The organism is Streptomyces sp. NPDC050625 (genome assembly GCF_040654755.1).
GTDB lineage: Bacteria > Actinomycetota > Actinomycetes > Streptomycetales > Streptomycetaceae > Streptomyces.
Genome location: NZ_JBFAIQ010000002.1, coordinates 178,241 through 198,297, shown reverse-complemented (window position 1 = coordinate 198,297; position 20,057 = coordinate 178,241). Strand labels below are relative to the sequence as shown.

The following is a 20,057-nucleotide window of genomic DNA, read 5'->3' as shown; positions in this document are numbered from 1 at the left end:
AGCACATCCGAGCCATCTGGCCCAAGCCGTAGAGCTGCAGCCGCACTTCGAGACAAGGACGTCAGCATGTCGGCAATGAGCAACAGCAACTGGTCCCGCAGATCACTGTTCCGCGCCGCCGCGGGCATGGCCGCCGCCGGCACACTGGCCGCGTGCGGCAGCAACAACGGCCGTGGGGGCGGCTCCGGTTCGGGCAAGAACCTCGTGCAGTACTTCCACGCGTACGGCGAGGCGGGCACCGAGCAGGCGATCAAGCGGTACGCGAAGGCGTACAAGGGCGCCAGTGTCACCACGCAGTGGATCACCGGCTCCAACTTCGAGAGCAAGCTCTTCGCCTCGCTGCTCACCGACCAGGCGCCGGACCTGTTCGAGTTCCACCCGCAGCTCCAGCTCGTCAAGAGCGGTCAGGTGGCCGATCTGACCGACATCATCGAGCCGGTCAAGTCCGACTTCAACCAGGCCGACATCACGTCGCACACGGTGGACGGCAAGATCTACGGCGTCCGCATGATCGACGACCCGCAGTTCTTCTTCTACCGCAGGTCGCTCCTGGAGAAGGCGGGCATCCAGGCCCCGACCACCCTCGACGAGCTGATCGAGGCCGCCGCCAAGCTCACCACGAGCAAGGTCAAGGGCCTGTTCCTCGGCAACGACCTGCACGCGGTCATCAACCCGCTGATCTGGTCGGCCGGCGCCGACACCCTCGACGCCAAGAACGAGATCGCCTACCACACCGACGGCGTGGTCGAGGGTCTGAAGAAGATGCGCAAGCTCTTCACCAGCGGCCATCTGCTGCTCGACGCCCCCGCCGACTTCTGGGACCCCTCCGCGCTCAACCAGGGCCTGTGCGCCATCCAGTTCTGCGGCATGTGGGCCATGCCGCAGTTCCAGCAGACCCTCGGCGACGACCTCGGCATCATGCCGTTCCCGAAGGTCACCGACGCGGGCAAGCCGTCCGTCTACAACGGCGGCTGGTCGATGTTCGTCAACGCCAAGGGCAAGAACGTCGACGCGGCCAAGGAGTACGTGAAGTGGCTGTGGATCGACCAGAAGAAGTACCAGGAGGACTGGGCGACCTCGTACGGCTTCCACATCCCGCCGCGCACCTCCATCGCGCAGTCCGCCGCCAAGCTGAAGTCGGGCCTGCCGGCGGAGGGCGTGAAGCTCTTCAACGAGTACGGGCACTTCGACAACATCGGCTGGACCCAGGCGATGATCACCGCCACGGAGAACGTCTTCGCCGACTGCGTCCGCAAGGGCGGTGACCCCGAGGCCGCGCTCGACGCGTGCGACAAGACGGTCGGCGCCGAGCTCAAGAAGCTCTTCGGATAGACCGCCGGACGGACACGGACCACGACATGTCGACGACCACCACGCGTGGCCTCGCGAGCCCCGCCCCGGCCAAGGCCCACAAGGCCCGGCCGCGGCGGGGGCTGCGGGGCAGCCGCACATTCAACTTCTGGCTCTTCACCAGCCCGTTCCTCATCGGGCTGATCGTCTTCGTCTACATCCCCATCGGCTGGAGCGTCTACCTCAGCTTCTTCGAGGCCCGCTTCACCGTGACGCCCAGCGACTTCGTCGGCCTTGACAACTACCGGCAGATGCTGACGGACAGCAACTTCACCGGCTCGCTGGTCACCTTCACCGTCTTCGCCGCGTTCGTCGTGCCCACCACCTGGGCGGTCTCGCTGGGCCTGGCACTGCTGGTGAACCGGCTGCGCTTCATGCGGGCGTTCTACCGGTCGGTGTTCTTCCTGCCGACGGCCTGCAGCTATGTGGCCGCCTCGCTGATCTGGAAGATGTCCATCTTCAACGGCGTACGCTTCGGCCTGGCCAACACCGTCATCGGCTGGTTCGGCGTGGACAACGTCGCCTGGCTCGCCAACCCCGACCCGCCCTGGTACTGGCTGGTCATCCTCACCGCCCGGCTGTGGCTGCAGTCCGGCTTCTACATGATCCTGTTCCTGGCCGCGCTGCAGAACATCCCGCGGGAGCTGTACGAGGCCGCCGCGATCGACGGCGCGAAGCCCGGCTGGCAGACCTTCCGCCACATCACACTGCCGCAGCTGCGCGCCACCTCCACGGCCGTGATCCTGCTGCTGCTCGTGGCCGCCTACCAGGCCTTCGACGAGTTCTTCAACCTGCTGTCCAAGACCACGTGGGGCCGTCCGCCGCTCGTCGAGCTCTACTACACGGCCCTCGGCCAGAACCAGAACTACGGAGCGGGCAGCGCCGGAGCGGTGCTCCTGACCCTGCTGATCTGTGTCGTGACCCTGTTCCAGGGCAGGATCATGGGCTTCGGAAGGGGTGACCAGTCCCAGTGACCACCATCCCGGAGCGCCGCGTCCGGCGCGGTGGCGGAGTGATGAGCTCCACCGGCCTGTACATCGCCATCAGCGTCGCCGCGTTCTTCTTCCTCGTCCCCTTCTATCTGCTGATCCGCAACGCCCTGTCCACCGATCCGGAGATCACCGGCGAGAACTGGAAGTTCTTCCCCACCCACATCCAGTGGGGCAACATCACCGAGCCGTTCGACGACCCCACGGTCGACTTCGGACAGTCGATGGTGAACTCGCTGGTCGTCGGCATACTCCACACTCTCGGCACGCTCTTCGTGTGCTCACTCGCCGGCTACGGCCTGGCCCGCATCCCCTACCGGCACGCCAACAAGATCTTCTACGCGGTGCTGGTGACCCTCATGGTCCCGGCCGCCGTCACCTTCGTGCCCAGCTTCGTGCTGGTCTCGTCCCTCGGCTGGGTGGACAGCTACCGCGGTCTCATCATTCCGGGCCTGTTCAGCGGTTTCACCTGCTTCCTCTTCCGGCAGTACTTCCTGGGGTTCCCGAAGGAGCTGGAGGAGGCGGCGCGCGTGGACGGGCTCGGCTACTGGGGCGCGTACTGGCGTGTCGTCGTCCCCAACTCGCTGAACTTCTTCGCGGCGATCGCCACGATCACCTTCATCAACGGCTGGAACTCGTTCCTGTGGCCGCTGGTCATCGGCCAGGACCCCAGCGCCTGGACGGTCCAGGTCGCGCTCTCCTCGTACATGACCAACCAGACCGTCAACTACCACCTGATCTTCATGGCCACCGCCATTTCCATCCTGCCCCTGCTGTTCGTCTTCCTCTTCCTCCAGCGCTGGCTGGTCCAGGGGATCGCACAGACCGGCATCAAGGGCTGAGCTAGGAGACCGATGTCTTTCCGCACCTCCCCATCGGCCATCGACTACGTAGAGGACGTGGCACCCGGCTCCGGGGCACTGCCGCCCCGGGCCTGGTACGCCTCCTCGGACGCCGCATCTCTTTCCCTGAACGGCAGTTGGCGTCTCCGCGTGTCGGCCACTGCCGACGCCGAGGACGACTCGTTCGCCGAGCCGGGCTTCGACTCCGGCGACTGGGCGGAGGTCTCGGTCCCCGGCCACTGGGTCCTCCAGGGCCATGGCTCACCCATCTACACCAACCATCTCTATCCCTTCCCGGTCGACCCGCCCCACGTACCGACCGAGAACCCCACCGGCGACCATCTGCACAGCTTCGACCTGCCGTCCGACTGGCCGTCGGACGGGGGCGCGGTGCTGCGCTTCGACGGCGTGGAGTCCTGCGCCCGCGTGTGGCTGAACGGCACGGACATCGGCGAGTTCAAGGGCTCCCGGCTGCCCCACGAGTTCGCGGTCGGCCAACTGCTGAAGCCCGCAGGCAATGTGCTGGCCGTCCGGGTCCACCAGTGGTCGGCGGGATCGTACCTGGAGGACCAGGACCAGTGGTGGCTGCCGGGCATCTTCCGTGATGTGACGCTGCTGCACCGGCCGGCGGGTGCCGTCCTCGACTTCTTCGTGCACGCCTCCTACGACCATGTCACCGGCGAGGGCACCCTGCGCGTCGACTCCGACGTGGACGGCCGGGTCACCGTGCCGGACCTGGGCGTCGACGTCGCGACCGGCGAGCCGGTGACGGTCCCGGTGCGGCCGTGGACCGCGGAGACACCGCAGTTGTACGACGGTGTGCTGGCCACCGAGGGCGAGCGGGTGCCGCTGAGGATCGGCTTCCGGACGGTCGCGCTCGACGACGGCCTGATCAAGGTCAACGGCAGGCCGGTCCTCTTCAAGGGCGTCAACCGGCACGAGTGGCACCCGGAGAAGGGCCGCTCCCTCGACCTGGAGACCATGCGCGAGGACGTGCTGCTGATGAAGCGGCACAACATCAACGCCGTGCGCACCTCCCACTACCCGCCCCACCCGGCCTTCCTGTCCCTGTGCGACGAGTACGGCCTGTGGGTGATCGACGAGTGCGACCTGGAGACCCACGGCTTCACCGAGCAGGGCTGGCGGGACAACCCCGTCGACGACGAACGCTGGACCCCGGCCCTGCTCGACCGCGCCGCCCGCATGGTCGAACGCGACAAGAACCACCCGTCGGTCGTCATCTGGTCGCTCGGCAACGAGGCCGGCACCGGCCGCGGACTCACCGCGATGGCCGAGTGGATCCACGGCCGGGACTCCTCACGGCTGGTCCACTACGAGGGCGACATCGACTGCCGTGACACCGACGTCTACTCACGGATGTACGCCGACCACGCGGAGGTCGAGCGGATCGGCCGCGGCCTGGACGGCGGCACCCACCGACGCCGCGAACTCCCCTTCATCCTCTGCGAGTACGGCCACGCCATGGGCAACGGCCCCGGCGGCATCGCCGACTACCAGCGGATCTTCGAGTCCTACGACCGGCTCCAGGGCGGCTTCGTCTGGGAGTGGATCGACCACGGCATCAAGGACGAGCGGTACGGGTTCGCGTACGGCGGCGACTTCGGCGAGGAGCTGCACGACGGCAACTTCGTCTGCGACGGGCTGCTGTTCCCGGACCGGCAGCCCTCTCCCGGGCTGATCGAGTACAAGAAGGTGATCGAGCCGGTCCGTATCGACGGCGACGGCGCCGACGGCACCGTCCGCGTCACCAACCGGCAGGACTTCGCCGATCTGTCCGCGCTCGCCTTCGCGTGGTCGTACCAGGTGGACGGCGAGACGGTCGCGTCGGGCAGCCTCCAGGTGCCCACCCTGGCACCCGGTGAGTCGGCCGACGTGAAGCTGCCTCAGGCGCCCTCGGCAGCGCACGGTGAGACCCAGTGGACGGTACGGGCGCTGACGGCCGCCGGCACCCCGTGGGCACCCGAGGACCATGTGGTGGCATGGGGCCAGTTCCCCGTGTCGGCGCGGCAGACTCCGTCCGTCGTCGCGACCGACGGGCCGGCGCTCGGCGAAGGGCTGATCACGCTCGGCCCGGCCTCCTTCGACGCCCGGACGGGCGGGCTCAGAACCGTCGGCGGCGTGCCGGTCACCGGTCTGCGTCTGGACGTGTGGCGGGCGACCACCGACAACGACGACGGCGCCGCCTGGCAGACCGACGTCCGCCACGGCCTGCTCTGGCGGCAGCTCGGCCTGCACCGGATGCGGCACCGGCTCGACGGCGTGGAGCTGGGCGACGACGCCCTGACGGTACGCACCCGGGTGGCGCCCGCCGCCCGGGAGGTGGGCCTGTCGACGGTGTACCGCTGGACGTCGGACGGCAACCGGCTGAGGCTGACCGTGTCCGTGTCCCCCGAGGGCGACTGGACGGTACCGCTGCCGCGGCTCGGCATCCGGTTCGGGCTGTCGGCCGCCGACCGTGTGGAGTGGTTCGGCGGCGGTCCGGGGGAGGCGTATCCGGACACCAGGTCGGCGTCGGCGGTCGGCCGCTGGCGGTCGACGGTGGACGAGCTGCAGACACCTTACGTGCGTCCGCAGGAGAACGGCGCCCGCGCCGACGTCCGCTGGGCGGAGATCGGCGGTCTGCGCGTCGAGGGCGACCCGGAGTTCTGGTTCACCGCCCGCCGCTGGACCACCGAGCAGCTGGACGCCGCCACCCACCGCACCGACCTCACCCCGGGCGACACGGTCTGGGTCAACCTCGACCACGGCCAGCACGGCATCGGTTCCCAGTCCTGCGGCCCGGGCCCCCTGCCCCAGTACTACCTGGGGGCCGAGCCCGCCGAGTTCTCCTTCGTCTTCTCGGAGGTCAATTGACCGACACGGTCGGCAGGACCCCCGCGGCCGGCCGGCGCGGGGGTCCGGGGTCGTCCCCCGGAAATCTCTGCACCCGGCCGGCCGCGGTCGCGTCCTGCGTCGGCTTCGTCCTGATCGGCATGCTCCAGGCGCTGTACGGCCCGGCGGTGCCCGGGCTGCGCTCGGAGTTCGGTCTGTCCCCCGCGGGCGCCGGACTCGGCCTCAGCCTGCACTTCGCGGGCGGGGTCGCCGGTGTCCTCGCCTTCAACGCCGTCCACTCCCGGATCAGCAACCGGGCGCTGCTGGCCGCCGGTTACGGTCTGATGGCGGCCGGCGCGGCGGGCTTCGCGCTGGCCCCGAACTGGCAGCTCGCCCTCGCCGCCGCCTTCCTCTGCGGCCTGGGCTTCGGCGGCACCGACTACGGCCTCAACCAGTTGTTCGCCGTCGGCTTCGGCGACCGCTCCACGGCGATGCTCAACGTCCTCAACGCCCACTTCGGCATCGGCGCGGTCCTCGGCCCGGCGGTGGTGGCATGGGCGGGCCCGGACGGCTACGCGTACGCGTTCGGGGGGTGCGCGGTGCTGGCGGGAGCGCTGGTGCCGCTCGGCTCAAGGGGCGTGCGTACGGCGCCGCCCGAACGGTCATCAGCCGCACCGGCCGCCTCCCTGGGCCTCCCCCGCATCCTCCTCGGCTTCCTCGTCCTGTACATCCTCAACGTCGCCGTCGAGGCGGGTGTGGGCGGCTGGGAGCCGACCCATCTGGAGACCGTCGGCTACACCGCGACCGTGGCGGCCTCGGCGACCTCCGTGTACTGGCTGATGATGACGGTGGGCCGCTTCCTGGTCGTACCGATCACGCTGAAGCACTCGCCCGAGCGCATCCTCACGGTGTGCGCGGCCGGTATGACCGTGTGCCTGCTGCTGACGCTCGTAAAAGGAGTGGCCCCGGTGGCGTACGCGGGTGTCGGATTGTTCATCGCGCCGGTCTTCCCGACCGGCCTGCCCTGGCTGAACAGGGCGCTTCCGCAGGCCGAGCATGCCGGTGCCTGGGTGATCGCCGCCTCCATGATCGGTGGAGTGGGCGCGCCGCCGCTGCTGGGCGTGGGCATCGAGGCGTCCGGGATCCATGCCGTGCCCTGGCTGTTGACCGTGTTGTCGGCCGCGTCGCTCCTGGCGACCGTCCGGCTGATCCGGCTGACTCGGTCGATCCGGCCGGTTCGGCCGACGAGGAGATACGTCGAGTGACACGAGTGACCGGCAGCAGCGACCCAGACCGCCGGCACCGCCACTCCTGCGGGTTCGGTCCGCGGACCTCGCTCTCACCCGGGCCGGCGCTCAAGGGCCCATACATCGTCGTACGAGGGCGTCGTACCGCCGACGCCCCGACCGGCCGCGATGTCGTCCACCGCGTCCAACGCGGCGCCCAGCGCCCGCCGGTACAGCAGCGAGCCGAGACTGATCCGCCGTACGCCGAGGTCGGTGAGGTGGGGGACGGTGGGACCGGCGGGCGAGTAGAGGATGTTGATGGGGACGTGGAGGTGCTGCACCAGGGCGCCGATGCGCTCGGGGTCGGTCAGCCCGGGGACGAACACACCATCGGCGCCGGCCTGTTGGTAGGCCTCCAGCCGCCGGAAGGTCTCCTCTCCCCCGCCCAGCCAGTACGTATCGGTACGCGCGTTGACGAAGAGCCCGGGCGCGGCCGACTTGACCGCGGCGATCTTCGCGGCGTGCAGGTCCACGGACCCGAGCCCGTCTTCGAGATTGACACCGACCGCCCCGACGGCCCACAACTCCCGTGCGAACTCCCCTACTTCTTCGGGCTCGTCGCTGAATCCGCCCTCCGCGTCCACCGAGAGGAAGAAGGGTTCCGTCCCGAGGGTGAGGGCGAGCCGGAGGGTGTGCTCGCGGGTCGCGGCCGCGCCGTCGGGCAGACCGGCGGCCGCGGCGACACCGAGACTCGTGGTGCCGATGGCGGCGAAGCCGCGCGCGGCGAGGGCGGCCGCGGAGGCATGATCCCAGGCGTTGGGCAGGAACAGGGGCTCGCCCGCGCGATGAAGACCACCGAACGAGGTCATGAAAGCCTCCCGACGGCGTCGGCGTAGTACCGGGATCCCCCGAGGTGGTGGGCGAGTTCGCGAAAACTCCAGCCCGCACCGGGCGAGTCGTCGAGCTGTTCGTCGGTCAACGCGTCCAGGCGGTCGGCCCAGATACGGGCGAGCCGGACGAGACGACTGCGGGCCTCGTCGAGATCCTCGGAAGTGAAGGGCGCGAGGTCCGCCGCGGTCGTGATCGCGGAGGCGTGCCAGTGGTCCGGCTGGGGTGCCTGCCCCGCCAGCCGGGCCTCCAGCTCGGCCAGGTGGTCGATGAGATGGTCCGCGGTACGACGGATCGCCTTGTGCGGGGTGTAGACGCGGTCGTCGATGCGTGCAGGCGTACCGTCCCAGGCGGTCCAGGTGGCGGCCAGCTCCAGCACATGGTCGACCATGGCGATGATGACCTCGGCGGGTGTCTCCGTTGCGATGTCGGCACTCATACGAAGACGCTAGGCCCCGGTCACTTCGGCGCCCGCCGAACTGTCCCGCACGTCCGGACCAGGTCCCACAAGAACCATCACCGAGACGTGAGCCATGCGGCAAGCCCGCTTCCCGTGGTCGTGGCGAGAGCGGTCAAGAACCAGCGGGGGATGCGCTGAATCGTCAAGTGCAGACCACCGAAGCGGAGTTCGAACTGTGGCGGGCGGCTTGGTGTGTCAGGGCTCATGCATCCAGGACAGCAGTTACCCGCTGGTACGTATTAGCGGCCTACTCCCCCCGCTCCACCACCCCACGCTCCACACAGAACTCGTTGCCCTCCGGGTCGGCCAGTACCGCCCAGCCCGTGCCGTCCTCCCGGCGTCGGTCGTCGACGAGTGTGGCACCTAGGGCGAGCAGGCGTTTGACCTCCTCGTCGCGGGTGTGGTCCTGGGGCTGGAGGTCCATGTGGACGCGGTTCTTGACGGTCTTGGGGTCGGGCACGGTGACGAAGAGCAGGCCCGCGGCCTCGATCAGTGCCTCCGGGTCGCCGGGATGGTCGTCCTCGTGCAGAGGCTCGCCCAGGACCTGGGACCAGAAGGCGGCGAGGGCATAGGCGTCGGCGCAGTCGATCGTCACGTGCCGGATCTTGGAAGTCATGGGTCGGATTCTGGTGCGTGCGCGGGGAAAGGGAAAACGAATTCGCCAATGAGATCGGCACCGGGTTCGGCAACCTTTCCGGGGTCGGTGGCGACCGGAAGGCATGACTTCTGCACAACGCACGACACGCCACCGCCGCGTCCGGGTGGCGCGCAAGCCCGCCATAGGCGCCCTCGCGGCCGCCGGCCTGCTCGCCGGGGCGTGGTACGCCACCGCCGGGGCCGCTACCACCGCCCCGCTCGCGGTCACCAGTACGTCGGTCGCTCTGCCCGCCAAGTACCCCTATCTGTCGGCGGGTTACAACAACGTCCGCGAGTGGAACCGTACGGCCACCGCGGTGGCTCCCAACGGCACCCTGCGCGTGGCCTGGCCCGCCTCGGACGGCGTCCACGTCACCCCACTGACTCCGGCCGGGAAGCGCTCGGGTGCGGACACGGTCGTCAAGGGCGCCAAGGAGGTCGGCGGCCTGGTCGCGCACGACAACGGCTTCGCGCTGCTCACTCGCGTCTCCGACAGCAACAAGTGGAAGGAGACGGCGGCCGCGATCGTCCGCTACACGAACGGCACGAAGACCTGGAGCACCAAGCTCACCGGCACCGCCTCCCACGACACCGCCCCGACGCTGGACGGACAGCTCACCTGGAACGGCAGCAAGTACGGCGCCTACTTCGTCGTGCACGGCGCGGGCGGCTTCGCCGACGGGCACTACGGCGACAAGCTGTCGTACGTGAGCCCCAAGGGAGCCAAGCTCGGCGGCGGTTGGGGCTGGGGGTGCAGCCACAACGAGGGCATCGCCCTGCACGCCGAGAAGTCCGGCGCCTTCACCTCGCTGTGCTTCGACGACTGGCGTTCGGGCCTGTTCGTCTCCACCGGGATCGGCGCCCCGGACGTGGCCCCGGTCGTACAGCGGGAGCAGTGCTGGGCGGGGTACTGCGGTGGTACCTTCCCCAGCCGCACCGGTGACCTGGTGAAGTCGGCCACCGGAAGATACGCGACCGCGTTCGCCTCCCGCGGTGCCGCCTCCGCCAAGACGAACCCGGCCGACTCCAGCGGCCGCGGCTGGACGGTCACGCCGAGGACCAGCACCCACCAGGTGGCGATCGCCTTCCTCAAGAACCCCAACTCCGGCCCCGGCAAGGCGATCTACCTGTCGGACACCAAGGGCACCGAGCACGTCAACGTGCATCTCGCCCCGTACGGCAAGGACAAGCTGCTGCTGTCCTGGGAGTCCCTGAAGAACGCCAAGTGCGCCGCGGGCACCTGCACCGGCACCTTCACGGGCACCCATCTGCGGCTCGTCGACTGGAACGGCCGGCTCGTCGGCGCGGACAAGGTGGTGAGCGCCCGTATCACCGGTGACCTCGCCGTGGCCAAGGACGGCTCCCTGACCTGGGCCTACGCTCCTGTCACCCCGTCGTACGCCACCAAGCTCAGCGGGGCGTCACCGACCACGAAGACCCTGCGGATCGCCCGTCTGACGCCGTGAACCGGAAATGACGGACCGGGCCCCCGGCCCAGCTCACGCCCAGCTCGTACGGCCCCCGCACCTCGACGGAGACCAGCTCCCCGAGGGGCAGGGGGTCCGGTTCGCCGGTGAGACGGGCCAGGGCCACGAACAGGGTCGGGCCGTCACCCGTCGTACCGGAGAGGGCGAGGTCGCCGGACAGGCCGTGGACCGGCACCAGTTCGGCGTGCTCGTCCTGCCACGGCACCCAGCCGGTGATACGGACATCGGTCCCGGGTGCCGCGCCGGTCACCAGATGGGCGCGCACCTCCGCGGCGCCCTCGGCCACCACGAGGCTGGTGACCTCGGTCCCGCCGCCGGCACCCCCCGCGGTGTACCGGGAGGCCGCCCAGCCCTCCCCCACGCCCAGCGGGACGATGCCGGTGCGGTCCGCGTCCCCGCCCACCGTCACGACGTTGTCGGGCGGCGAACCGAGCGGCCGGGTGACCGTCGAGTAGGCGAACCGCGTGTAGTAGGGGTCGTAGCGGACGTCCTCGCTGCCGTGGTTGTGCAGCCGGACCACACCGTCCGAACTCGTCGACTGGAGCAGCCAGTTGGGTCCCGAGATGGGGGTCACCGCGTCGGTCCGCTCGGCCGGTCCCGGTTCCTCGGCCGCCGTCCACACCGCGTGGTCCGCGGGCAGGAGCAGCCCGAGGAAGCCCTTGCTCGCCCAGTAGGGGGAGGCCGGTCCCGAATAGCCCTGCAGGAGCGTCTCGTCGGGGCCGTGCCAGCCGAGGGTGAGCAGACCGTGCTCGTCGACCGCCTCGCGGTCCAGGAAGTACTTCAGCGCGCCGGAGGCCAGCCGGCGGGTCTCCCCCGGGGCCAGGGGCGTACGTCCCGTGAGCGCGCCCAGCCACAGCGGGGCCGTCGTCGCGAACCGGTAGGTGAGGGAGCGGCCCTGGAGCATCGGGGCGCCGTCGCCGCCGAAGAGCCGGGCGTAGTCGGCGAGATGACGTTCGAGCCGGGCGCCGTACAGGTCGAGGAGCGCGGCGTCGCCCGCCAGCCACGCGTGCAGCACCGGATACAGGTGCATGGCCCAGCCGTTGTAGTAGTCGAAGGCGCGACCGGGGCCGTCGCTGTACCAGCCGTCACCGACGTACCACTGCTCGATGCGCTCCAGGCCCCGCTCGACGGCCTTGCGGGAGGCGTCGGCCTCGTACCCGATCTCCTGGAGAAATCCGCCGACCGTGACCGGGAACAACTCCCAGTTGCAGGGCCAGGGTTCGGCGGTGAGCGCGTCCGCCAGCCAGGCCGCCGCCCGCTCGCGCACGGGCTCGTCCAGCCGGTCCCACAGCAGGGGCCGCGTCAGCCGCAGGGCGAGGGCGATCGAGGCCGCCTCGACCAGGGGCTGGCTGCGGTCCTCGATGCGCGGCCAGACGCCCGAGGCCCCGGCGGCGAGGCCGTCCGCGTAGCGTCCGAGGGTGTTCTCGTCGCGGCGGAAGGCGGCCAGCAGCAGCGTACGGGCGTATCCCTCCAGGCCGTCGGAGAGGCGGCCCGACCAGCTCTCGTGGTCGCCGGGGAGGTGGTAGAGGGCGCGGTCCCCGGTGGCATACGGCTCCACCGCGGCGAGCAGGGCGTCGGCGGCGGCCTCCCAGTGGGCGCGGGTGCAGCCGGTGCGCGGGCTCAGGGTGCGGTCGGGCTGGGGCAGGTGCATCGGCGGTGTGTGTCCTTCCAGCGGGGCCGGCCTGGGGCGCCCCGGTTCCGGTCGGGACGCCCCAGGGTTTCATCCCACCCTCACCTTGCCCTTCGGCACCAGATGCAGGGCGAGAAGTTCCTCGCGGACCAGGCTCGCGTAGGCCGTGGCGCCGCGTACGGAGGTGTGCGTGTTGTCCCGCTTCTCGTTGTAGAGGTACAGCGCCTTGGAGCCCTCCACGCCCAGGGACTCCACCAGCGACTTCGTCTTCGCGGTGAGGTCGATCAGCGGGACCTCCTCGGCGGCGGCCACGGAGCGGACGACGGCCGGGTGGTCGACTCCGAGGCCGTTGACCAGGAGGGCGGTGTTGTTGTTCAGCGTGCCGTCCGCGTTGAACCAGCGGCGCACGATCGGCGTGACGAGGACCGGCTCCCCGCCCCTGACCCGTACACCCGCCACCAGTGTCTCCAGATTCGCCCGGTACGTCGCCTCGTCCGTCGTCTTGTCATTGTGGGCCAGTTGGATCAGGACCAGGTCGCCGGGGCGGATCAGCGGCTGGACGGTCGCCCACAGCCGGGGGTCCTGGAGATAGGTGACCGTACTCTCCCCGGAATCCGCGTAGTTGGCGACGGAGACGCCCCTGCGGAGGTACTGCGGGAGTTGCTGGCCCCAGCCGGAGTAGGGGTCGCCGGCCTGGTAGCAGACGGTGGAGTCGCCGATGAGGACGATCCGGCGGGAGTGGGGAGCCGGGGTCACGCGGATGTCGGCCAGTGCGGGTGCCCTGCCACCGATGGCCAGGTCCAGGCCGGGAGTTCCGTCGGCGCCGGTCGGTTCGCCCTCGGGGGTACGGACGTCGACGGTGAAGCTGCGGGTGACGTGCCGGCCCGCGTCCGCGGGCGTCTCGGGGAGGAGGGAGCGCCGGGTCTCGCCGCTGATGCTCGTGCTGGCGGCGGCCTCGCCGCCGAGGCGGACCCGTACGTCGTAGGTGCCGGGTGGGACGTCGAAGTGGCAGGCGGTGGCGGTGCAGTCGGCGATGCCGAGCGGTGGCTGCCGGTCATGGGCCCGGGCGGGGGCCGCCACGAGGGCTGTGCTCAGGATGACCGCCGCCGGCACGGCGACGCGCAGGGCGCTGAATCGTCTCACTCGTGGCTCCTCCGTCACGGCGACAAGGCCTGGCGGCTGGACCGTACCGCATCGACAAGCGCTTTCTAGACCTTGGACCATTTCCCCGAGACTGCCAACTCCAAGCCAACGAAAGCCCTTTCGCAAAACCGATTCAACTGTCACTCTGCGAAGCACCGGCACCCCCACACCTCCCGAAGGAGGCACCCCCATGTCCGGATCACCGAACAGACCGATCGGACGCCGCACCTTCGTGGCCGGCACCCTGGCCGCCGCCGGCTCGGCGGCCCTCGTCGGACCGCTCGCGGGCAGCGCGTCCGCCGCGGGCTTCGGCTGGAGCGACGACGGCTCGAACTACGTCGTCGACACCGGCGCGGGCCTCGTCTTCAAGGTCGGCAAGGCCAACGGCGACCTGACCTCGCTGGTCCACCGGGGCACCGAGTACCAGGGCTACGGCGGCAAGAACTCACACATCGAATCGGGCCTCGGCACCTCCACGGTGACCATCGCCCAGTCCGGCTCGACGATCCTGATCTCCGTCACGCACGGCACGCTCAAGCACTACTACGCGGCCCGCAGCGGTGAGAACAACGTCTATCTGTGGACCGACAAGGCGGACTCGTCCGTCAGCGCCACCCGGTACATCGTGCGCGTCAGGGCGGGTCTGTTCCTCAACGACGAGCCCGACTCGTACACGTACGCGCCCACCACCATCGAGGCCTCGGACGTGTTCCAGAAGTCCGACGGCCAGACCCGCTCGAAGCACTACTCGAAGCTGCGGGTAATGGACTACGCCTATCTCGGCTGGAGCACCGGAAGCGTCGGCCTGTGGATCGTGCGCAGCAACCACGAGAAGGCCTCCGGCGGCCCGTTCTACCGCTCGCTGCTGCGGCACCAGAGCGCGGACGGAGGCGGGCTGTACGAGATCCTGTACTACGGCGAGAACCAGACGGAGCCCGAGCGCTACGGCCTCCAGGGCCCGTACGTCATCGCCTTCACGGACGGCGGCGCGCCCTCCTCGTCGCTGTACCCGGGCACGCTGACGACCCCGTGGGCGGACGGGCTGGGCATCTCGGGATACGTCCCCGCGAGCGGCCGGGGCCGGGTGGCGGGCGTGGGCATCGCCGGGCGGAACAGGGCGTACGCCTACACGGTCGGGCTGGCCAACTCGGCGGCGCAGTACTGGGGTTCGGCGCGCTCCTCGGACGGCTACTTCTCCGTGGCCGGTGTGCTGCCGGGGACATACACACTGACCGTCCACAAGGGCGAGCTGGCCGTTTACAGCACATCGGTGACGGTGTCCGCGGGCACGACCACCACGCTCGACACGATCACCGTCCCGTCGACGAACGACCCGGGCAACGCGACCGCGATCTGGCGGATCGGCGACTGGAACGGAACGCCGGGCGGCTTCAAGAACGCGGACCTGATGACGTACGCGCATCCGTCCGACGTCCGTGCCGCGTCCTGGACGGGCAACGTGGTGATCGGCAGCGGCACGGAGACCTCCGCGTTCCCCTGCTACCTCTGGAAGGACGTCAACAGCGGTCTGCTGGTGTACTTCAGGCTCACCGCCGCCCAGGCCGCCGCCTCGCACACCCTGCGGATCGGGGTGACGACCGCGTACGCCAACGGCCGGCCCCAGGTCGTCGTCAACGACACCTGGACGTCGTCGGTCCCCTCCCCGCCCACCCAGCCGAGCACGCGGTCACTGACCGTGGGCTCGTACCGGGGCAACAACCACACCTACACCTACAGCATCCCGGCGAGCGCCTGGCGCACGGACACCGGCCAGTACAACGTGCTGAAGATCAACGTGGTGAGCGGTTCGGGGACGACGGGCTTCCTCAGCGCGGGGACGTCGGTCGACGCGCTGGATCTCCTGGCTTGACGCGCCGTGCCCAGGGTCAGGTGCCGCGGGTCCACTGCTGATTGGTGCCGCCGTTGCAGGTGTAGGTGATGATCACGGCGGAGTTGGCGGTGGCCGCGCCGGAGACGTCCAGGCACTTGCCGGTGGTCCTGGCCTTGATGTTCACATAGGAGCCGGAGGTGACCAGCGACCACTGCTGGGTGGTGGCGCCGGTGCAGTTCTCCTGGGTGACGTCGGTGGAGTTCTCTCGGAGGCACTGGGAGCTGCCCCGGCCCATCAGCTCGTAGTATCCGGTGCCCAGGTCCTTGAACCACCACTTCTGGTTGGCGCCGCCGTTGCAGGTGTACTGGCTGATGGCGACGCCCTGCCAGAGCGACTGGCTCGGTACGTCCGCGCACTTGGCGCTGTGCCGGGCGATCAGCGTGTTGTACGTGGCGCTCGTGCCCGTGACCGTCCCGGCGGACGTGTCGACGGAGACTTCCGGATACCAGGACATGGACATCGAGGTGGACGTCGGGAAGGTCAACGGCAGCCAGACGTAACGGGAGTCGTTGACCGTGCCGCCGAAGGAGTTGCCCCAGCGGTCGCCCATGTAGAGGTACGAGGTGCCCGAAGTCCCGGTGACCGGAAGGACGTACGCGGTCTGCGAGTTGTACGCCGTGGAGTCGCCGATGTTCGTCCAGGCCGTCCAGGGGCCGGAGGGGGAGGTGGCGGTGGCGTACTGCTGCTGGTTGGCGTTCCAGCCGGTCGCGCCCGACGTCAGCATGAAGTAGACGCCGCCCCGCTTGAACAGCGCCGGGGCCTCGCGATGGCCGCCCGGCCAGGGGTTGGCGACCAGGGCGGCGATGGCGGTGTAGTCGGCGGTGAGCCGGTAGATGTGCAGGTCGTAGTTCTCGTTGGCGGCCGAGACCAGGTACGCGGTGCCGTCGGTGTCCACATAGGCCGTGAGGTCACGGGACATGTACTGGCCGAGCGGCCGGAAGCTGCCCCGGTAGGTGTAGGTCCCGTCGACGGTGTCGGAGACGGCCACGGCGGCACGGGCCTGGCTGTAGTCGACGCCGTTCTCCTTGTGCATCCACATGACGAACTTGCCGGTGGCCGCGTTGTAGATGACCTTCGGCCGCTCGATGTAGGCGGTGCCCAGCTCGGAGGCGCTGGACTGCGTCAGAACGCGGTTGCGGAACTCCCAGGTCCTGAGGTCGGTGGAGCGGTACGCGTCCACCGACCGGAAGGTGTTGTCGGCGTTACGGTCCTCGCCGAACCAGTAGTAGTAGCCGCCGACCTTGATCACCCCGCCGCCGTGCGCGTGCACGATGGCGCCCGAAGTGTCGGTGAACTGGGAGCCGTTGGTGACGGTCCCGGCCGCGGCCGCGGCGGGTGAGGCGGTGGCCAGGGCGCCGATCAGCGCCAGACAGAGGGCGAGCAGGATCGCGTACGCACGTCTCATCTCACACACTCCGGCAATGTTCGAGGCTGCGAACAGCATTTGTCATGGCGAACGTTGGGATCGCCGAAAAGGTAAGGGCGTGCCACGAGGAGGTCAACGGGTCCGACGGGACGGAGGGAAAGCCCTTTCAAGCAATGCCCGATTTTCTGTTATCGACTTCGTCCCGGCCCGTCTCCCACATGTGCGCAGCCATCTCCACACCACGACAGCCGCCGCCGGCGCCCTCGCCGCGGTCGCCGCCCTGCTGGTCACCGCTCCCCCGGCGGCAGCCGCCGGCACCCGGGACATCACCGCCGACGTGCTCGCGAACCGGGACGTGACGCTGACCGGCGACTCGGTGGTCACCGTGCCGTCCGGAACGACCACGTACGACGGCGTGTTGCACGGCCGGGGCACGCTCACCGTGCGCGGCGGCGGCACACTGGTCCTCACCAGTGACAGCGACTTCACCCTGCCCGGGTCCCGGCAGCGGCAGGTGGTGCGCACCCAGGGCGGCAACCACCCGTACACCACCGTGACCAACCCCGATCCGCCCGCCATCACCGTGGAACGCGGTGCGACGCTCCAGTACGGCACGGGCGGCGGCACCGGCCTGATCGGCCACTTCCCCTACGACACCCCCGGCTACCGGCTGAACCAGCTCAACATCCGGGTCGACGGCACCCTCCGTCTGTCCCTGACCCGCACCTTCAACATCGGCACCATCAGCGGCTCGGGTCTGGTCACCCAGCCGCGCAACATGTGGGGCACGCTCGACCTCGCCGGGACCCACCCCTTCTCCGGGGTCATCGACAACGGAACCGGAATGGCCGTGGGCCGCCCGGAGTTCCCGGTGGCCCTGCCCGCCGCCCGCGCGATCCTCAACCAGGGCTCGTGGATCATCGACACCCCGCTGAACCGGACGATCACCCTGCGGCAGGACTTCTACCAGCGCGCCTACGGCAGCGACGTCAACGTGCACACACGGCCCGGCAGCAAGGTCGTGCTGACCGGGCAGTACAGCTACAGCGACCGGGGCGGCGACACCCACCCCTCACTCAGCGACCCGGACCTCAACTGGCGGGCGATTCCCCACCAGTTGAACAAGCGTGGGACCAACATCGAGGGCGCCGACGTGCAGTGGGGGGACGGGACCACGCACCGGATCTTCATGCCGGGCACGCGGGACACCGTGTACATCAACCTGCACATCGCGAGCGGTCGGCGCTCCCGCCTCACCTTCGACTACGACGGCCCGGTCACCCTGGGCGCCCCGATCGGCGGCGGCAGATACCACGACACCCTGGCCGCGCCCGGCGCCGGGGACATCGTGATCGCGGGGACCCACGGGAACGACGTGACCTTCGCGGCCGCGCAGTACTACGACGGCTCGACGACCGTCCGTGAGGGTGCCGTGCTGCGGCTGGGGTCCGGCGCGAAGGGCGGCGACGGTTCCCTGCTGACGGGGACCGCGCGGCGCCGGATCGTGAACGACGGGACCCTGTTCCTGCGGAACACGACGACTCTCGTGCGGCTGAGCCACCTCGGCGGGAGCGGCGCCCTGGTGCAGTCGGGCGCCGCCACGACCACGCTCACGGGCGACACGGTGACCTACACCGGGACGACGACCGTCACGAGAGGCACGCTCGCCCTGCGCTCCGGAGCAACGCTCGCCCACAGCAGGGCGATCCGGCTCACCTCGGCGGGGGCGCGGCTGGACGCGGGCTCCTCGGGGCTGCGGGTCACCACGACGCTCACCGGCAAGGGCACGGTGCGGGGTGCGGTGACGAACGACGGCCTCGTGGCGGGCGGGCTGACGGTGACCGGGGACTACGTCCAGCGCGCGAAGGGCCAACTGGTCCTGCGGGGCGAGCCGTTGAAGGTGACGGGCGCGGTCCGGCTGGCCGGGTCCTTCGACATGGCCGCCGCCGGGAAGGATCCCGCCCACGAGATCACCGTCATCGACCACACCGGCCGCTCCCGGACCACCGGCGCCTTCGACGGCCTGCGCGAGGGCGCCCGGTTCAAGCTCATGGACACCGTCTACCGGATCAGCTACCGGGGCGGCGACGGCAACGACGTCGTCCTCACCGCCGACGGCGGCGGCGACGGCGCCGCCGCGAACCCGCCCACCCGGGCCGAGTCCGACACGAAGGCGATGGACACCAGGAGCACGAACACCGCGGCCGACGCCTTCGGCTGGTGGCCGTACGTCCTGGCGGCCGGCCTCCTGGGCGCCCTGGTGTTCCCGGCGGGCCTGCGCGCCCGTGACAGGGGGCGAAGGAGGGGCGGGCGGCATGCGGCACAGGGCTGACACCGGCGGCCGGTGACCGCCGACGCCCGTTTCGACTAGCGTCGTGACATGACCGGCAACACCCCCGCAGCGTCCTGCGGCCTCGTCGAAGCCCTCGCCACCGGGACCGTCGTGCTCGACGGCGGCATGTCCAACCAGCTGGCGTCCGCCGGGCACGATCTGAGCGACGAGCTGTGGTCGGCGCGGCTGCTCGCCGAGCAGCCCGAGGCGGTCACCGAGGCGCATCTCGCCTACTTCACGGCGGGCGCCGACGTGGCGATCACCGCGAGCTACCAGGCCACCTTCGAGGGCTTCGCCCGGCGCGGGATCGATCGTGCGGAGGCGGCCCGGCTGCTCGCGCTCAGCGTGGAACTGGCCCGGGAGGCGGCATGGCGGGCCCACGACGAGGGGGTCGTGCGCCCGCTGTGGGTGGCGGCCTCGGTCGGTCCGTACGGGGCGATGCTCGCCGACGGCTCGGAGTACCGGGGCCGGTACGGGCTGAGCGTCGACGCGCTGGAGCGCTTCCACCGCCCGCGTCTGGAGGTGCTGGCGGCGGCCGCGCCCGACGTCCTGGCCCTGGAGACGGTCCCGGACACCGACGAGGCGACGGCACTGCTGCGGGCGGTGCGCGGACTCGGTGTGCCCGCCTGGCTGTCGTACACGATCGACGGGGACCGCACCCGCGCAGGTCAGCCCCTGGACGAGGCGTTCGCCCTGGCCGCCGGCGCGGACGAGGTCGTCGCGGTGGGCGTCAACTGCTGTGCTCCCGGGGACGTGGACGGAGCGATCCAGGCCGCGGCCCGCGTGACCGGCAAACCGGTCGTCGTCTACCCCAACAGCGGCGAGACCTGGGACGCCGAGGCCCGCACCTGGACCGGCCGCGCCACGTTCACCACCGAACAGGTCAAGGCATGGCACGACGCGGGCGCCCACCTGATCGGCGGCTGCTGCCGGGTGGGCCCCCGGGCGATCACGTCGATCGCGCGCACGCTGGCCATGGCCTGAC

Annotated in this window: 15 protein-coding genes; 9 read left to right on the top strand and 6 right to left on the bottom strand. The window is 70.2% G+C overall.

Annotation, left to right across the window (positions count from 1 at the left end):
* Positions 1-66: 66 nt before the first annotated feature.
* From AB0I54_RS05160 to AB0I54_RS05140, 5 genes are read left to right on the top strand one after another with little or no spacing between them, the layout of a single operon-like run.
* Positions 67-1,332 (top strand): extracellular solute-binding protein, encoded by a 1,266-nt coding sequence (locus AB0I54_RS05160; protein ID WP_363294511.1) that lies wholly within the window; start codon positions 67-69, stop codon positions 1,330-1,332.
* Between the two features lie 26 nt (positions 1,333-1,358).
* Positions 1,359-2,324: a sugar ABC transporter permease gene (locus AB0I54_RS05155; RefSeq protein WP_363294510.1), complete on the top strand. Its 966-nt coding sequence runs from the start codon at positions 1,359-1,361 to the stop codon at positions 2,322-2,324.
* A gap of 41 nt (positions 2,325-2,365) precedes the next feature.
* Positions 2,366-3,181, top strand: a complete 816-nt coding sequence (locus AB0I54_RS05150; protein WP_363294979.1) for a carbohydrate ABC transporter permease — start codon at positions 2,366-2,368, stop codon at positions 3,179-3,181.
* 12 nt (positions 3,182-3,193) lie between these two features.
* Positions 3,194-6,055, top strand: a complete 2,862-nt coding sequence (locus AB0I54_RS05145) for a glycoside hydrolase family 2 TIM barrel-domain containing protein (RefSeq protein WP_363294509.1) — start codon at positions 3,194-3,196, stop codon at positions 6,053-6,055.
* Positions 6,052-7,278 carry an MFS transporter gene (locus tag AB0I54_RS05140; protein WP_363294508.1) on the top strand — a complete coding sequence of 409 codons (1,227 nt, stop codon included), beginning with the start codon at positions 6,052-6,054 and terminating at the stop codon, positions 7,276-7,278. The genes AB0I54_RS05145 and AB0I54_RS05140 overlap by 4 nt, the downstream gene beginning before the upstream one ends.
* Positions 7,279-7,352: 74 nt before the next feature.
* On the opposite strand, the gene AB0I54_RS05135 is transcribed toward AB0I54_RS05140, so the two are convergent.
* The 3 genes from AB0I54_RS05135 to AB0I54_RS05125 form a co-directional block, all read right to left on the bottom strand.
* Positions 7,353-8,108, bottom strand: coding sequence for an isocitrate lyase/phosphoenolpyruvate mutase family protein (locus AB0I54_RS05135; protein WP_363294507.1), 756 nt, complete (start codon positions 8,106-8,108; stop codon positions 7,353-7,355).
* Positions 8,105-8,566 (bottom strand): hypothetical protein, encoded by a 462-nt coding sequence (locus AB0I54_RS05130; RefSeq protein WP_363294506.1) that lies wholly within the window; start codon positions 8,564-8,566, stop codon positions 8,105-8,107. Before AB0I54_RS05130 ends, AB0I54_RS05135 begins: the two co-directional genes overlap by 4 nt.
* 268 nt (positions 8,567-8,834) lie before the next feature.
* Positions 8,835-9,203, bottom strand: a complete 369-nt coding sequence (locus tag AB0I54_RS05125; RefSeq protein ID WP_363294505.1) for a VOC family protein — start codon at positions 9,201-9,203, stop codon at positions 8,835-8,837.
* Between the two features lie 103 nt (positions 9,204-9,306).
* Between AB0I54_RS05125 and AB0I54_RS05120 the strand changes: the two genes are divergently transcribed.
* The gene (locus AB0I54_RS05120) at positions 9,307-10,689 is read left to right on the top strand and encodes a hypothetical protein (protein ID WP_363294504.1); all 1,383 of its coding nucleotides are present in this window, start codon (positions 9,307-9,309) and stop codon (positions 10,687-10,689) included.
* On the opposite strand, the gene AB0I54_RS05115 is transcribed toward AB0I54_RS05120, so the two are convergent.
* Together AB0I54_RS05115 and AB0I54_RS05110 are read right to left on the bottom strand one after the other, a co-directional pair.
* Positions 10,634-12,361 carry a DUF2264 domain-containing protein gene (locus AB0I54_RS05115; RefSeq protein WP_363294503.1) on the bottom strand — a complete coding sequence of 576 codons (1,728 nt, stop codon included), beginning with the start codon at positions 12,359-12,361 and terminating at the stop codon, positions 10,634-10,636. The two genes, AB0I54_RS05120 and AB0I54_RS05115, sit on opposite strands and share 56 nt — an antisense overlap.
* A 69-nt stretch (positions 12,362-12,430) precedes the next feature.
* A complete protein-coding gene (locus tag AB0I54_RS05110; protein ID WP_363294502.1) occupies positions 12,431-13,483 on the bottom strand; it encodes a rhamnogalacturonan acetylesterase in 1,053 nt (350 codons plus the stop codon).
* 190 nt (positions 13,484-13,673) lie between these two features.
* Here AB0I54_RS05110 and AB0I54_RS05105 point away from each other — a divergent pair, with 190 nt between their 5' ends.
* On the top strand, positions 13,674-15,353 hold the full coding sequence (locus AB0I54_RS05105; protein WP_363294501.1) for a rhamnogalacturonan lyase B N-terminal domain-containing protein: 1,680 nt from the start codon (positions 13,674-13,676) through the stop codon (positions 15,351-15,353).
* Between the two features lie 16 nt (positions 15,354-15,369).
* Here AB0I54_RS05105 and AB0I54_RS05100 read toward each other — a convergent pair whose 3' ends face one another.
* A complete protein-coding gene (locus AB0I54_RS05100) occupies positions 15,370-16,779 on the bottom strand; it encodes an RICIN domain-containing protein (RefSeq protein WP_363294500.1) in 1,410 nt (469 codons plus the stop codon).
* Positions 16,780-16,960: 181 nt separating this feature from the next.
* Here AB0I54_RS05100 and AB0I54_RS05095 point away from each other — a divergent pair, with 181 nt between their 5' ends.
* Together AB0I54_RS05095 and mmuM are read left to right on the top strand one after the other, a co-directional pair.
* Positions 16,961-19,072, top strand: a complete 2,112-nt coding sequence (locus AB0I54_RS05095; RefSeq protein WP_363294499.1) for an autotransporter — start codon at positions 16,961-16,963, stop codon at positions 19,070-19,072.
* A 48-nt stretch (positions 19,073-19,120) separates the two neighbouring features.
* Positions 19,121-20,056 carry a homocysteine S-methyltransferase gene (gene mmuM / locus AB0I54_RS05090; protein WP_363294498.1) on the top strand — a complete coding sequence of 312 codons (936 nt, stop codon included), beginning with the start codon at positions 19,121-19,123 and terminating at the stop codon, positions 20,054-20,056.
* Position 20,057 lies beyond the last annotated feature (1 nt).